Below are 12,996 nucleotides of genomic sequence, written 5' to 3' on the forward strand. Positions count from 1 at the left end.
CCCTGAAGTTGCCCTGAAGTTGCTTAGGGCAACCAGGTGAGGATGGTCGAGACGGCCTCGGGGTCCACGTGCCCCGGGGCCTGGTACTCCGTGATCGTCGACGGACCGCTGCCTGCGAAGAACTGGTGGTTGTCCGCGTCCAGCACCGTGATCGTTGCGTCGGGCAACTCGTCGCGCCACGCCGGGAGGTCGTCGGCGACGGTCACCTGATAGTCGCGACCGCCTTGCAGGACAAGGATCGGTACGTCGAGTTTCGCCGCGGTCGCGACCGGGTCGTAGCCGCGAAGGTCCAGCCAGAACGATCCCGGCAGACCGAAGGGGAGGCCAGGTGTCCCGGGCGTCTCCGGTGACCCGGGTGTTTCGGGTGCGAGGTCGGGGCTGTCGACGGCGGCCGCCTGGCGCTGGAAGAGTTCGACGCTCTCCGGCGGGACCGCGCCGGTGTCCGCGAGATAGCGCATGACGCGGACGGCGGCGTGGTGCATCGGCTGGGTGTCGCCGGCCATGATGACCAGGCCGGCGACGAGCGGCTCCGCGGCGGCGATCTTCGGCGCGACCTTCGCGCCCATGCTGTGACCGACGAGGAAGACCCGGTCGACGTGCTCGGCGAGAGCGCGGACGGCGGCGATGCCGTGCGGGACGTACTCCGACGTCATCGTGTACCCGGGCTCGGTCATCGCCTCGGGCCGGTTCGCGGTCACCTTGTCGAACCGCAGTACGGCGACGCCCTGCGTGGCGAGACCCCACGCGAGATCCTTCAACGGCTTGTTCGGCCCGCTGGTCCCGTCGCGGTCGAACGGGCCACCGCCGGCGAGCAGCACGACACCTCGGCCGGTCGGCCGCGCGGGCAGTGTCAGCGTGCCGGGGACGGTGCGGCCGGCGGCGTCGAGGGTGATGTCCCGCTCGGTGAACGCGGTCGGGTCGGCGTACGGCGGGGGAGTCCAGGGAGTCATCGGCTTACCTTTCTCAATCTTTGCGAAAGGTAGCATGCCATGAGATTGTTGCGCTATGGATCCGTTGGAGCTGCTGGGGAACCCGGTCCGGTTGCGGATCGTGCACGCGTTGCGTGGCGGCCGCGAGTTGACGACCGGCGAGCTGGGCGAGCGGATCGCCGACGTCTCGAAGGCGACGCTCTACCGGCACGTCGAGCTGCTCGCGGAGGGCGGGATCCTCGAGGTCGCCGAGGAGCGGCGGGTGCGTGGTGCCGTCGAGCGGCGCTTCCGCCTGCGTGCCGAGCGCGCGTCGATCACGCCGGAACAGCTCGAGCAGCTCACGACCGACGATCACCGCCGCGCTTTCGCGATCGCGATGGCGGCGCTGCTTGCCGAGTTCACGGCGTACGTCGATCGTCCCGGCGCCGACCCCATCGCCGACCTGGTCGGCTACCGCCAACACGGCATCTGGCTGTCGGAGCCGGAACTCCACGAGCTGATCGAGGGCCTCCGGACCGCCATCCTCCCGGCGCTCACCAACGAAGCAACCCCCGACCGCCGCCGCTACCTCCTCAGCCCCATCCTCTTCCCCACCGAGCCGACCGCCCCTTAACCCGCGGACCGGGGACAGGTGACCCCGCGCGCTGTTCGCCGCCGAGGCGGGGACTGGGGAGTCCAGCTGGTCGTTTCCGGTGCATCACGCTCCCCAAACCACCCCGCCCGGCCCACGCTGCCAGCGCTACGGAGGGTTGTCGGCTCGTGTTGGGGGTTATGGCGTCGTATACCAACGGAGAACCCCCAACAGCAGGGGATAACCCTGCCTCGGCGTGTGAGGTCGGGGACGGGGCGTTGGCGCGGGCGCTTGGGCGGGGCGGGCCGGGTGTCGTGGCTCAGGTCGCGGGGCTGGGGCCCGCTACGGGCTGGGGCTGCGGGGCGGTGGGCGTCCTGGGCTCAGGCTGGGGTAGTGGGGTAGAGCTGGGATTCCAGCAGGGTGGGGTGGTTGCGGGCCTCGATGGACTCGAGAGGTTCGCCGCGGCGCCAGAGAGCCTGGGCTATTTCCGAGTAGGGGCGGACCGCCTTGGGGGTCCAGGTTTCGGGTTTCCAGGTGCGGGCCCGGGCGAAGGACTTCGGGCAGTGGAAGAACGTTTCCTCGACGTGCAGCAGGAGTGCCAGTCGCGGGCGGTGGGAGCGGACGATCATGTCGCCGAAGAACGGGCCGTCGGTGACGATGCGGGCGCGGCCGTTCACGCGGAGGGTCTCGGGGCGGCCGGGGATCACGAAGAGCAGGCCGGCCTGCGGGTTCTCGAGGATGTTGCGGAAGCCGTCCATCCGGCGGTTGCCCGACCGTTCCGGGACCGCGAGCGTGCCGGAGTCGAGGACCTTCACGAAGCCGGGTGGGTCGCCCTTCGGGGACACGTCGCAGGTGCCGGCGAGGGACGAGGTGGCGACGAACACCAGCGGCGAGCCGCCGATCCATTCCCGGTGTACGTCGCTCAGTCGCGACTCCACCTTGTCGCGGACGATCGGTTCCGGAGTACCGAAACTCTCGAGCTCGGCGACGCTTCGTACCTCCGGAAGTTCCTCCCAAGCACCCACCACAACCCGCCTCCTCAGTCGTCAGTCAGTAAGACGAGCCAGCCGCCTCCCGGGTGACACGAGTGGCGGGTTATGTGATCGGTGGCATGCTGCAGCACGCGACCGATCACACAACCCGCCAGCGGTGTTAGCGGAGGGCGGTGCCCTGGGAGTGGCTGAGGAGGGTGAGGTCGGTGCGGGTGGGGAGGGATTCCCAGTCGCCGTACGCCGAGACGCAGAACGCGCCGGAGGTCGTGGCGCGTTCGAGGCGGGACTCGGGGGAGAGGCCCTCGAGCGTGGCGGAGAGGTAGCCGGAGACGAACGCGTCGCCGGCGCCGATGCTGTCCGCGACGGTCACGGGGAGGGCGGACTGGTGGATGGTGCCCGCGGCCGAGTGCGCCCAGGCGCCTTTGCTGCCGGCGGTGACGATGACGTGGTCGACGGTACCGAGGAGGTCGGCGACGGGGTCGGAGGCGTCGGTGAGGAGGTCGAGTTCGTCGTCGGAGGCGAACACGGTGCCGACATACGGCAGGAGTTCGCGCAGTGCGCCGGCGGCTTCGGGGCGGGTCCAGAGGCGGGCGCGGAAGTTCACGTCGAGCGAAACCTGCACACCAGCTTCAAAACCCGTTTGTACGGCGGCCAGGGTCGCGGCGCGCGTGGTTTCGGAAAGGGCGGGGGTGATGCCGGTGACGTGGAGGAGGGTGGGGCGGACCGTGGTGACGGCGGCCGTGGTTTCGTCGGCGGTGAGGGTGGCGGCGGCCGAGCCACGGCGGTGGTAGCTGACGCGGGTGATGTCGTGCGAGGGCTGGTCGAACGCGATGAAACCGGTGAACGCGTCGTCGGCGTACCGCAGGTGGCTGGTGTCGACGCCTTCGGCGCGCAGGGTGCGCTGGATCAGGCGGCCGGGTTCGTCGTTGCCGACCGCGCTCAGCCAGGCGGCGTGGTGACCGAGCCGGGCGAGGCCGATCGCGACGTTGCTCTCGGAGCCGGCGATCGACAGGTGTGCGTCGCCGCCGAGGCGCATCGGTCGGGCGGTCCGCACCGAGACCATCGTCTCGCCGAACGTCAACAGATCAGTCATCAAGCACTCCGAAACGTGAGCAGGCGGGTCAGACGTCGAGGGTGGTGCGGAAGGTTTGGGCTCGGAGGGTCAGTTCGGCGAGGTTGCCTCCCGTGGCGGCGTCGCCGAGGAGGGGGGACCCGACGCCGACGGCCAAGGCGCCGGCGTCCAGGTACTGCGGCGCCGAGACCGCATCGATGCCGCCGACGGCGATCAGCGGGGCGTCGGGCAGGGGTGCGCGGAGTTCGGACAAGTAGCCGGGGCCGTGGAGTTTGGCGGGGAAGATCTTGACGGCGGTGGCGCCCAGGTCGAGGGCGGCGACGACCTCCGTAGGGGTGAGCGCGCCGCACAGCAACGGCAGGCCGAGCTCGATCGAGCGGTGCGCGCCGCGAGTGATCGCCGGTGTGACGACGAAGCCCGCGCGGGCGGCCGCGACCTCGTCGGCCTGGGCGGCGGAGACGACGGTACCGGCCCCGATCAGGATGTGCGGGTCGTACAGCGAGCGCGCCTTCGCGATCGCCTCGACGCCGCCCGGCGTGGTCAGCGAGATCTCGAGCGCGGTGATCCCGGCCTCGACCAGCGTCTCGACGCAGGCGAGCGCGGTGTCGGCGCCATCCGCGCGGATGATCGCGAGCAGTTTCCGGCTCCGGAGTTCGGCAAGCAGGTCCATGGTCTCCAACCTAGGTGATCAGACCAGACATAGGACGTCCCATGAGCTCTGGTGTGGACGCCTGATCTGTGGCTAACTTTCTTAGTGAACAACCGCCCCGTTGTTTACTTTCAGGAGGCATCCGCTCATGCCTGAGCTCAAAGCCCTGGTGGTCGCGCTGTCCTTGGCTGCGCTGACCATCCCGGCGCCGTCCGCCCAAGCCGCCGTCACGACAACCGTCCTGTTCGACAAGGGAGATGCCGGCTACGGCTGCTACCGCATCCCCGCGATCGTGAAGACCAAGGCGGGCACGCTGCTCGCCTTCGCCGAAGCCCGCCGCGCCTGGTGCGCGGACTCCCAGGAGATCGATCTCGTGATGCGCCGCTCCGAGGACGACGGCCGCACCTGGTCGGCCACCCAAACCGTCCTCTCCGGCACCGACTCCGACCCGAACGCAGTAGCCACCCGTGGCAATCCGGCCCCGATCGTCGACTACCAGACCGGCCGCATCGTCCTGCTCACCACGATGGACCCCGGTACGTCGAGCCGCCCACGCACGCCGTACGTCCAGTTCAGTGCGGACGACGGGAAGACGTGGAGCAAGGCGAAGAACATCGGCGACCAGATCGACGACCCGGCGTGGGGCTGGTACGCGACCGGGCCCGTGCACGGCATCCAACTCACCCGCGGTGCGCACGCCGGTCGCCTGGTCGTCGGCACCAACTACGACAACGGGGCCGGCCAGAACGCCGGTCAACTCGTCTACAGCGACGACCACGGCGACACCTGGCACAAAGGCGCAACGGACCTGCGGTCGGACGCCACTCCGCAGGAGATCAGCGTCGTCGAGAAGGTCGACGGCGGCGTGTACGCCGGTGCGCGCAACAACGCCGGTACGTCGGGTGCCAGCCGGATGGCCGCGGTCAGCAACGACGGTGCTCAGACGTTCGCGGCGCCGTTCGCGACGGTCGCCGGCCTGACAACGCCCGTCGTTCAGGGCTCGCTGCAGCGGTTGCGCGCGGTGGACCAGGGGGACAAGTACAACCGCCTGCTGTTCGCCGCGCCCGCGGATCCGGATCGGCGCCGGTACCTGACGATCCGGTCGAGCTTCGACGAGGGCAAGACCTGGCAGACCGTCGACGAGGGCACCAGGATCACCGGTGACTGGTCCGGGTACTCCGACATGACGATCCTCGACACCGGTGAGATCGGCCTGCTGTACGAGGGCGGCACGGTCGACGCGCGCGACCAGATCCGCTTCGCCCGCTTCACCGAGAACGACATCGGCCACCCGGACGCGCCGCTCGGCACGACCACGCCGGACGTCTCCGGGCTGAACAACAACAGTTATCTGCGCGGCGGCCCAACCGCGGTGGCCGGCAAGTTCGGGCAGGCGCGGGATCTCGACGGCGTCGACGATGCGATCCAGTTGCCGTACGCCGAGTCGCTCGCGGTCGGCGCCGGCGACTTCACCGCGATGGCGTGGATCAAGTACGGCGCGTCCACCGGCCCGCAGGCGATCTTCTGGGGTTACGGGATCAACGAGTTCTCGCAGTTCTGGCTGCGCGCGGAACCGGCCGACAGTCGCATCCGCGGCCTGATCACCACCGGGGGCAACACCGCGTCGGTCCAGACGACGAAGGCCTACAACGACAACACCTGGCACCACGTCGCGCTGCAACGCAAGGCGGGCACACTCGCGATCTGGGTCGACGGTACCCAGATCGCGAGCGTCACCGCGCCCACCGGATCGGTCAGCCCCGGCCGCCCCTTCAAGATGTACGTCGGTCAGCGGCTCGACGGCGCCCATCACTTCGACGGCTCGCTGGACGAGGTACGCCTCTACAAACGAGCGCTGACCGCGACCGAGCTCAACAGCATCCGCACGAGCAACAGCACCGCGGTGCCGAACGCCGTACTCGATCTGCCGCTCGGGTGACATCAGACTGGCCTGGCGGAGACCGTCAACCGCCAGGTCAGTTCGCCACTCTCCGGCACCACGGCGGCGTCGTCCGGACCGGCCTCCGCGAGGTCGAACACCCGCCCGAGCATCGGCTCCACCCCGAGGCTCCGGTACGGCGCATCGCTCGGAAAGCCACCCTGGTTACGCCACACGGCGGCGGACACTGGTTGCCCCGGGCAACTCAGGGTCAGCGTGAGCTCGGCGCCGCGGTCCCGGACCGACATCGTCGGACAGTCCACGAGAACCGCGCCGGCGGCCGATCCGTCCGTGGGGCCGAACTCCCCGAGCTCGAGCGGTGTCGGCCAGCCCGCCGACACCCAGGGCGCACCGTCCGGCCACGCCCACGGCAACCAAGGAGCCGCCTCGGGATAGAGGCGGCACACCGTTCCCGGCGGAGCCGAGATGGTTGCACCGGGGGCGCAGTCAAGCAGTGCGTGGGCCGCCCAGACGAAGCGGTACCCGGGTGGCGCTTCCAGGTGGTAGTCGACCGCGACGGTATCCGCGCCCGAAGTGAACGCCCGCGTCAGCACAGCATCCCCATACACCACCGAACCGTCCCACGGCTGGTTCCACAATCCGCCGTGGTCAGGCACGCCGCGGATGGTGGGGAAGCACTCGTCGACACCACCGGCATCGACGAACGTCGCGAGGCCGGCGCGCGAACCGGTGATCAAGCCCGGACCACCCCAGAGCCACTCGCGTCCGGCCAGGTGCAGGGAGGTCCAGCGCCCGCCGTCGGCGGCGTCGATCGTGACCACGCGGCCGGCCGTGCTCACCATTCCGCGAACGAGCCGTCGTGATGGGTCCACACCGGGTTGCGCCACGCATGGCCGATCCGGTCGGCCGCCCGGACGGCGTCCTCGTCGACCGTGATCCCGAGGCCCGGCTGCGGATTCCATTCGGCATGACCATCGACCCAGGTGAACGGCGCCGGATCCACGACGTACGACGTGAGGTCGCTCGTCAGGTTGTAGTGGATGCCGCGGCTCTGCTCCTGGATCAAGAAGTTCGGCGTCGCGAACGACACCTGCAACGACGCCGCCAACGAGATCGGGCCCAGCGGACAGTGTGGCGCGAGCATCGCACCGTGCACGTCCGCGAGGACGGCGATCCGCCGCAGCTCGGAGATCCCGCCGGCATGCGAGACGTCGGGCTGCACGACCGCGACCCCGGCGTTCAGCGGCGCCAGGAAATCGGACCGGTGGTAGAGCCGTTCGCCCAGCGCCACCGGCACCGTCGACGTCGCCACCACTTCCGGCAGGTGTGCCATTTGCTCCGGCAGCACCGGCTCCTCGACGAACATCGGCTGCAGATCCTCGACCGCATGCAGGATCCGTCGCGCCGCGGCCACGCCGACCCGCCCGTGCAGGTCGATCGCTACGTCGCGTGAATCGCCCAGAACCTCGCGAGCGGCGGCGAGCCGGGTCACGATGTCGTTGAGCTCGGCAACGGACGGTGACGTCTGGATCTGCCCGCCGGCGTTCATCTTCACCGCGGTCATCCCGGCCGCGACCTGTTCCGCGACGGCCGCTCCGATCGAGGACGGTTCGTCGCCCCCGACCCACGCGTACACGCGCACCCGGTCGCGCACCCGCCCACCGAGCAGCGCTGCCACCGGAGCGCCGTACACCTTGCCGGCGATGTCCCAGAGCGCGTGGTCGAGGCCGGCGACCGCGCTGCTCAGCACCGGTCCGCCGCGGTAGAAGCCGCCCTTGGTCAGCACCTGCCAGTGCCGCTCGACCTGCAACGGATCCTGGCCGATCAGGTACTCCGCGAGGACGTCGATCGCGGCGCGGACGACCTCGGCGCGTCCTTCGACGACCGGTTCGCCCCAGCCGACGACGCCGTCGCTGGTCTCGATCCGGCAGAACAACCAGCGCGGCGGGACGAGAAACGTCTCGACTCTCTCGATCTTCACTTGCGCCGCCCCCGGCCCTTCGCGCCCCGTACTTCGGTCAGGTCCTCGGCCGCCTTCGCCAGCAGTTCCCGCATCGCGAGCTCGGCGCCTTCGGGGTCGTGTGCGCGGACCGCGTCCACGACCAGCCGGTGACTCGGAACCGGGTCGGCGGACGGCTTCACGGTGTGCACCAGGCGGTCGCGGCCGACGAGCCCGGTCTCCATGATCACTTCCATCTTGGTCAGCAGCTCGTTCCCCGTTGCCGCGAGCAACGCGCGGTGGAAGGCGAGGTCAGCGGTCACGGCCGCGAGGTCGTCACTCGCCGACGCCATCGCGGCGAGCGCCTCGTCGAGTGCGGCGAGGTGCGCGTCGTCGCCGCGGATCGCGGCCAGGCGGGCGGCGGCCGGCTCGACGATGCCGCGGACCTCGTGCAACTCCTCGAGCAGCTCGGGCCGGGCGCCGGCGTCGCGGAAGTGCCAGCGGATCATGTCCGCGTCGAGGAGGTTCCAGTCCGAGCGTGGACGGACGAACGTCCCGCGCTTCTGCCGCGCGTCGACCAGGCCCTTCGCGGTCAGGACCTTCAGCGCCTCGCGGACCGCGGTCAGGCTGACGCCGAGGTCGGCCTGCAGTTCGGTCACGTTGATGGTCGCGCCCTCCGGGATCTGCCCGGACAGGATGCGCTGCGCCATCTCCTCCACGATCTGACCGTGCAGACCTCGCGTCACGCCGCGTTGCATCCCCGTCACTCTGCCCGCCTTCACGCCGAGTCCTTCACCGCGGACCATCCGCCGTCGACCACCAGGCTGGTGGCAGTCACGAACGACGCCTCGGACGACAGCAGGAACGCCACCGCCTGGGCGACCTCGTCCGGCTGTCCGAGCCGCTTGAGTGCCGTCGCCTGGGCGCTGCGTTCCCGTCCCTCGGCGTCGACGCGGTCCCACATCGCCGTCACGATTGGGCCCGGCAGCACCGTGTTCACCCGGATCGAGCGACCGTACTCGACGGCCAGCTGACGCCCGAGTGAGACGAGTGCGCCCTTCGTCGCGGCGTACGCCGGATGTCCCGGCAGGCCCGCGATGGCGTGCACCGAGGAGACGAGGACGACCGAGCCGGCGTTCGCGACCAGGTCGTCGTACAGGGTCCGGAAGCCGAGGAAGGCGGCGGTCAGGTTGACGTCGAGCTGGCGTTGCCAGGACGGTGGTGCGAGCTCGTGCGCCGGTTTCACGTCGACGAAGACCGCGTTGCTGACCAGGCCGTCGACCGGCCCGAGCTCGTCGCGGCCGCGAGCCCGGACCTCGGCCCAGGTGTCCGGCGACGCGACGTCACCGACCACGCTGATCGCCTTGCCCGGCAGCACCTTGCAGGGGTGGATGTCCACCTGCACGACCTGCGCGCCCTCCGTCAGCGCGCGTTCGGCGCACGCCGCGCCGATCCCCGACGCGGCCCCGGTCACCACGATCACCCGCCCAGCCAGCCGCACCCGCGCCTCCTCAAGTCAGTTCCGACCCACGCAACGGGACGAACGAGGGACCAGTTGACCGTGACGCCACGATCCCGTCAAGCAATTTGCTCATAATTTACGAATTAACACCGCCAGCTGCTGACGGAGGTCGGCAGCTCGACAGTACGTATACGTCCACTGCGTCGCGGCGCAGGCGTAGGCAGGACGGGGTCGGCCCCGTCCTGCCCGACACGTCCTGTCGAGCTGCCGACCTCGCTCTGCCCCCTTCGGTGTGCTTAGGTCCTCTTTGGTTTGATCGGCGTACCAAGTGAGGACTGGATGAAGCATCGGCGGTTGAAGCTCGGTAGTGCGGTGGTCGTGGGGCTCGGGCTCGTGGTGGGTGGAGTCGTGCATGTCGCGACCGCCGACGACAAGACGAGCGCGGACACTCCGCCGGAGAGCGGTTCGGTTGCCCTCAGCACCGAGGACATCGCGGCGGCGACCCCGCTGACGCCGAGCGGCACGATGCAGCCGGCCGGTGCCGAGGCGCCCGCACAACGCAAGACCGCGATGGCCCAGCCGCAGGCCGCGACGACCGCGACGACCGCGACGACCGCGACGACCGCGACGGTACCGGCGACCGGGAAGCTCGCGATCAAGGGTGTCTACCAGAGCACCAACTACTACTGCGTGCCCGCGTCGAGTGCGGTCAGCCTCGGGACGTTCGGGGTCAACGTCACCCAGACGACGCTCGCGAAGCAGATGAAGACGACCACGTCCGGGACGTACGACAAGACCGCTCTGCCGGTGATCAACGGGTACGTGAACCCGCTCGGCTACTCGGTGTGGGACGCGGACACGACCGGGAACGCGACCAACCTGCTGAACTGGGCCGCGCACGACATCGGCATCCTGAAGCGCGCCCCGAAGATCGGCGTCTGGATGGAGAAGCTGCCCTGGAACAAGGGCATGAGCGGCCACTTCGGGCACGCGATCATGATCTACGGGTACGACCTGAACAAGAAGACGCTGACGGTCTGGGATCCGTGGAAGTCGACCGGCGGTACGCACACGCTGTCCGCGGCGACGCTGAACGCGACGATGCAGCAGTACGGGCTGTCCTACGTGTCGGCGCACTCGGACGTGGACCTGACGAACGCCGGTGACCTCAGCGGCGACGGGCTGGACGACCTGGTCGCGGTAGACCGCCAGGACGGCACCCTGTACCGGTACACGAACAACGGCAAGGGCGGCTTCGCCGGCGGTTCGTCGGCGGTGAAGCTGAGCACCGGATGGAACGCGATGACCGAGATCGCACCGGTCGGCGACCTGACCGGGGACGGCAAGGCGGACCTGGTCGCGGTCGAGAAGTCGACCGGCAAGCTGTACCTGTTCCCCGGCCCGACGCCGTCCGGCTCCACCCGGAAGTTGATCGGCAACGGCGGCTGGAACGGGATGCGCGACATCATCGGGATCGGCAACATCCTCGGCGACTCGCACCAGGACCTGGTCACGATCGAGAAGTCGACCGGCAAGCTCTGGGCCTATCCGGGCACCGCCAACGGGCTCGGCACCCGCAAGCAGATCGGCTACGGCTGGACCAACCTGACCAAGCTCGCCGCCGTCGGGGACCTGTCCCGGGACGGCAAGCCCGACCTGGTCACCGTCGACCCGAAGACCGGCAAGCTCTGGCTCTACAAGGGTCCGAACTTCGCCGGCGGCACCGCCCGCGTCGAGATCGGCACCGGCGGCTGGAACGGGTACCGCTCGCTGGCCGGCGTCGGCGACATCACCGGCGACAAGATCCCGGACCTGGTCACCGTGAACAACAGCACCGGCCAGATGTATTCGTATCCCGGTAAGGCCAACGGCCTCGGAAGCCGCACCACGCAGGGCTCCGGCTGGAACAGCTAAACCCAGTCGACCTCCACCGATCGCAGCCAGGTCCAGGTACGGCGCTGCCACGCGCGGGACTGCCGACCGAGGCGTCCGGCGTACTCGGTCCATTCGGTGGAGGTCTGTTGGGCCCACGCCTTCTCGGCCAGGCCGGGGAGGCGCGGGAGCAACAGGAGTTCGAGGTCGTCGGAGCTGAGAATCGTCTCGCACCAGATGGCGGCCTCGACCCCGGCCAGCTGGTCGGCGGACGTAACGCCGGGCGTGTTGCCGACCGGGTCCCAGGAGATCCCGTCGCGCAGGGTCGCCGGTCCGTAGAACTCCAGGCCGAGCCGCTTGCGTGCCTCTTCTTGCGCGGGGTCGGACGAGGAGTCGCCGTGCGGACGGTCGAAGTACACCCAGGTGGTGGGTGAGGAGATCAGGCGGGCTCCGGCGGCCAGCGCCTTCGGGGCGTCGGTCTTCGCCTTCTGGAAGTGCTCGACGAGGATCGGCAACAGGTCTTCCGGCGGGACCGGCCCGTTGCCGGGCTCCATCGAGTCGATGTCGATGCTGATCCAGTACTGCACCACGTCGTCGGAGGAGATCGCCGACCGGGCGATCTCCTGCCAACCGACGACCCGCTTGCCCCTGGCACGCACCAACGCGGACGCCTTCTCGACGAACGCGGCATGGTCCTCGTCCGACATACCCCACGCCTCGTCGCCACCGATGTGCACGTAGGCGCTCTGTGGGAACTGCGCGACCACGGCGTCCAGCACGTCCTCGACGAACGTCCACGTCTCCGCTCGACCGGGCTCGAGCGCGTTGAGCGGAATCGACGTCCCGTTCCCGAAGTCGATCGTGCGCAGCTCCGCCGGCGCCAGCTCCGGGTAGGCCTTGAAGACCGCCGACGTGTGCCCGGGCATGTCGATCTCCGGTACGACGGTCACGAACCGCTCGGCCGCATACGCCACGAGCTCTGCCACTTCGGCCTGTGGATAGAACCCACCCGGTCGATCCCCGAGCGCCCCGGCCGCGCCGGCCTTGGTCAGTGCGGGCCGCGACGGTACTTCGAACCGCCAGCCCTGGTCGTCGGTCAGGTGCAGATGCAGCACGTTCAGCTTGTACAGCGACAGCATGTCGATGACCCGGCGTACCTCGTCCGGGCCGTGGAACGTGCGGACCACGTCGAACGAGAGACCACGCCAGGCGAAGCGCGGTCCGTCGGCGATCCGGGTGGCCGGGAGGACCGCCGTACCGTCCTGGAGGTGGGTCGAGATGAGCTGCCGGAGTGAGGTCAGACCGCGGTGGACCGCCTCGGGTGTCGGGCCCCACACCCGGATGCCCGCCGGCGTGATCTCCAGACCGTGGCGCTCGTCACGGTGATGCCGGAGTCACCGGTGAGTGCGAGGCCGGTGTCGAGCTCGACGTCCGCCACGAACCGGGCGGCGACGCCGGCGAGCTCCGGGGAGCCCACGTCGATGCCGGCCGACGCGGTCCGGGTGACGATGCCGTCGCCGGGGACGGTCTGCGCGGGCGCGGGGATCACGGGAAGGCTCATGCGACGAGTTTGCGGCACTACAGGGCATCCGGGGTACTCGAGCCGACGC

13 protein-coding genes are annotated in these 12,996 nt (G+C 69.7%); 3 read left to right on the plus strand and 10 right to left on the minus strand.

Going from position 1 to position 12,996, the window contains the following annotated elements:
- Positions 1-23: 23 nt before the first annotated feature.
- Positions 24-950, minus strand: a complete 927-nt coding sequence (locus ACFYRH_RS29290; protein WP_387782083.1) for an alpha/beta hydrolase family protein — start codon at positions 948-950, stop codon at positions 24-26.
- Positions 951-1,005: 55 nt separating this feature from the next.
- Here ACFYRH_RS29290 and ACFYRH_RS29295 point away from each other — a divergent pair, with 55 nt between their 5' ends.
- On the plus strand, positions 1,006-1,542 hold the full coding sequence (locus ACFYRH_RS29295) for a helix-turn-helix domain-containing protein (RefSeq protein ID WP_387782085.1): 537 nt from the start codon (positions 1,006-1,008) through the stop codon (positions 1,540-1,542).
- Positions 1,543-1,880: 338 nt separating this feature from the next.
- On the opposite strand, the gene ACFYRH_RS29300 is transcribed toward ACFYRH_RS29295, so the two are convergent.
- The 3 genes from ACFYRH_RS29300 to ACFYRH_RS29310 all read right to left on the minus strand — a co-directional run bounded on the left by ACFYRH_RS29300 (position 1,881) and on the right by ACFYRH_RS29310 (position 4,234).
- Positions 1,881-2,525: an MSMEG_1061 family FMN-dependent PPOX-type flavoprotein gene (locus tag ACFYRH_RS29300; protein ID WP_387782087.1), complete on the minus strand. Its 645-nt coding sequence runs from the start codon at positions 2,523-2,525 to the stop codon at positions 1,881-1,883.
- 127 nt (positions 2,526-2,652) lie between these two features.
- Entirely contained in the window at positions 2,653-3,585 is a 933-nt protein-coding gene (locus ACFYRH_RS29305; RefSeq protein WP_387782089.1) for a sugar kinase, read from the minus strand.
- Positions 3,586-3,613: 28 nt separating this feature from the next.
- Entirely contained in the window at positions 3,614-4,234 is a 621-nt protein-coding gene (locus ACFYRH_RS29310) for a bifunctional 4-hydroxy-2-oxoglutarate aldolase/2-dehydro-3-deoxy-phosphogluconate aldolase (protein WP_387782091.1), read from the minus strand.
- A 127-nt stretch (positions 4,235-4,361) separates the two neighbouring features.
- Between ACFYRH_RS29310 and ACFYRH_RS29315 the strand changes: the two genes are divergently transcribed.
- Positions 4,362-6,152 carry an exo-alpha-sialidase gene (locus ACFYRH_RS29315; protein WP_387782093.1) on the plus strand — a complete coding sequence of 597 codons (1,791 nt, stop codon included), beginning with the start codon at positions 4,362-4,364 and terminating at the stop codon, positions 6,150-6,152.
- 2 nt (positions 6,153-6,154) lie between these two features.
- Here the strand turns inward: ACFYRH_RS29315 and ACFYRH_RS29320 are convergent, their stop codons facing one another.
- The 4 genes from ACFYRH_RS29320 to ACFYRH_RS29335 are packed head-to-tail and all read right to left on the minus strand — an operon-like array spanning position 6,155 to position 9,553.
- Positions 6,155-6,955 (minus strand): hypothetical protein, encoded by an 801-nt coding sequence (locus ACFYRH_RS29320; protein WP_387782095.1) that lies wholly within the window; start codon positions 6,953-6,955, stop codon positions 6,155-6,157.
- On the minus strand, positions 6,949-8,094 hold the full coding sequence (gene dgoD, locus ACFYRH_RS29325) for a galactonate dehydratase (RefSeq protein ID WP_387782097.1): 1,146 nt from the start codon (positions 8,092-8,094) through the stop codon (positions 6,949-6,951). The genes ACFYRH_RS29320 and dgoD overlap by 7 nt, the downstream gene beginning before the upstream one ends.
- Complete coding sequence (locus tag ACFYRH_RS29330) at positions 8,091-8,834, minus strand: FadR/GntR family transcriptional regulator (protein WP_387782099.1); 744 nt, start codon at positions 8,832-8,834, stop codon at positions 8,091-8,093. The genes dgoD and ACFYRH_RS29330 overlap by 4 nt, the downstream gene beginning before the upstream one ends.
- On the minus strand, positions 8,831-9,553 hold the full coding sequence (locus ACFYRH_RS29335; protein WP_387782101.1) for an SDR family NAD(P)-dependent oxidoreductase: 723 nt from the start codon (positions 9,551-9,553) through the stop codon (positions 8,831-8,833). The genes ACFYRH_RS29330 and ACFYRH_RS29335 overlap by 4 nt, the downstream gene beginning before the upstream one ends.
- 300 nt (positions 9,554-9,853) lie before the next feature.
- Here ACFYRH_RS29335 and ACFYRH_RS29340 point away from each other — a divergent pair, with 300 nt between their 5' ends.
- Complete coding sequence (locus ACFYRH_RS29340) at positions 9,854-11,428, plus strand: FG-GAP-like repeat-containing protein (protein ID WP_387782103.1); 1,575 nt, start codon at positions 9,854-9,856, stop codon at positions 11,426-11,428.
- On the opposite strand, the gene ACFYRH_RS29345 is transcribed toward ACFYRH_RS29340, so the two are convergent.
- Both ACFYRH_RS29345 and ACFYRH_RS29350 read right to left on the minus strand, forming a co-directional pair.
- Entirely contained in the window at positions 11,425-12,723 is a 1,299-nt protein-coding gene (locus ACFYRH_RS29345; protein ID WP_387782105.1) for a family 20 glycosylhydrolase, read from the minus strand. The two genes, ACFYRH_RS29340 and ACFYRH_RS29345, sit on opposite strands and share 4 nt — an antisense overlap.
- Positions 12,684-12,947: a hypothetical protein gene (locus ACFYRH_RS29350; RefSeq protein WP_387782107.1), complete on the minus strand. Its 264-nt coding sequence runs from the start codon at positions 12,945-12,947 to the stop codon at positions 12,684-12,686. Before ACFYRH_RS29350 ends, ACFYRH_RS29345 begins: the two co-directional genes overlap by 40 nt.
- Between the last annotated feature and the right edge of the window lie 49 nt (positions 12,948-12,996).

The organism is Kribbella sp. NPDC004875 (assembly GCF_042873375.1).
Classification (GTDB): domain Bacteria; phylum Actinomycetota; class Actinomycetes; order Propionibacteriales; family Kribbellaceae; genus Kribbella.

Coding starts and splice junctions, on each gene's coding strand:
- ACFYRH_RS29350 (WP_387782107.1), bottom strand. CDS start 12,947: ATGAGCCTTCCCGTGATCCCCGCGCCCGCGCAGACCGTCCCCGGCGAC.
- ACFYRH_RS29305 (WP_387782089.1), bottom strand. CDS start 3,585: ATGACTGATCTGTTGACGTTCGGCGAGACGATGGTCTCGGTGCGGACC.
- ACFYRH_RS29320 (WP_387782095.1), bottom strand. CDS start 6,955: ATGGTGAGCACGGCCGGCCGCGTGGTCACGATCGACGCCGCCGACGGC.
- ACFYRH_RS29315 (WP_387782093.1), top strand. CDS start 4,362: ATGCCTGAGCTCAAAGCCCTGGTGGTCGCGCTGTCCTTGGCTGCGCTG.
- ACFYRH_RS29310 (WP_387782091.1), bottom strand. CDS start 4,234: ATGGACCTGCTTGCCGAACTCCGGAGCCGGAAACTGCTCGCGATCATC.
- ACFYRH_RS29340 (WP_387782103.1), top strand. CDS start 9,854: ATGAAGCATCGGCGGTTGAAGCTCGGTAGTGCGGTGGTCGTGGGGCTC.
- ACFYRH_RS29295 (WP_387782085.1), top strand. CDS start 1,006: ATGGATCCGTTGGAGCTGCTGGGGAACCCGGTCCGGTTGCGGATCGTG.
- ACFYRH_RS29290 (WP_387782083.1), bottom strand. CDS start 950: ATGACTCCCTGGACTCCCCCGCCGTACGCCGACCCGACCGCGTTCACC.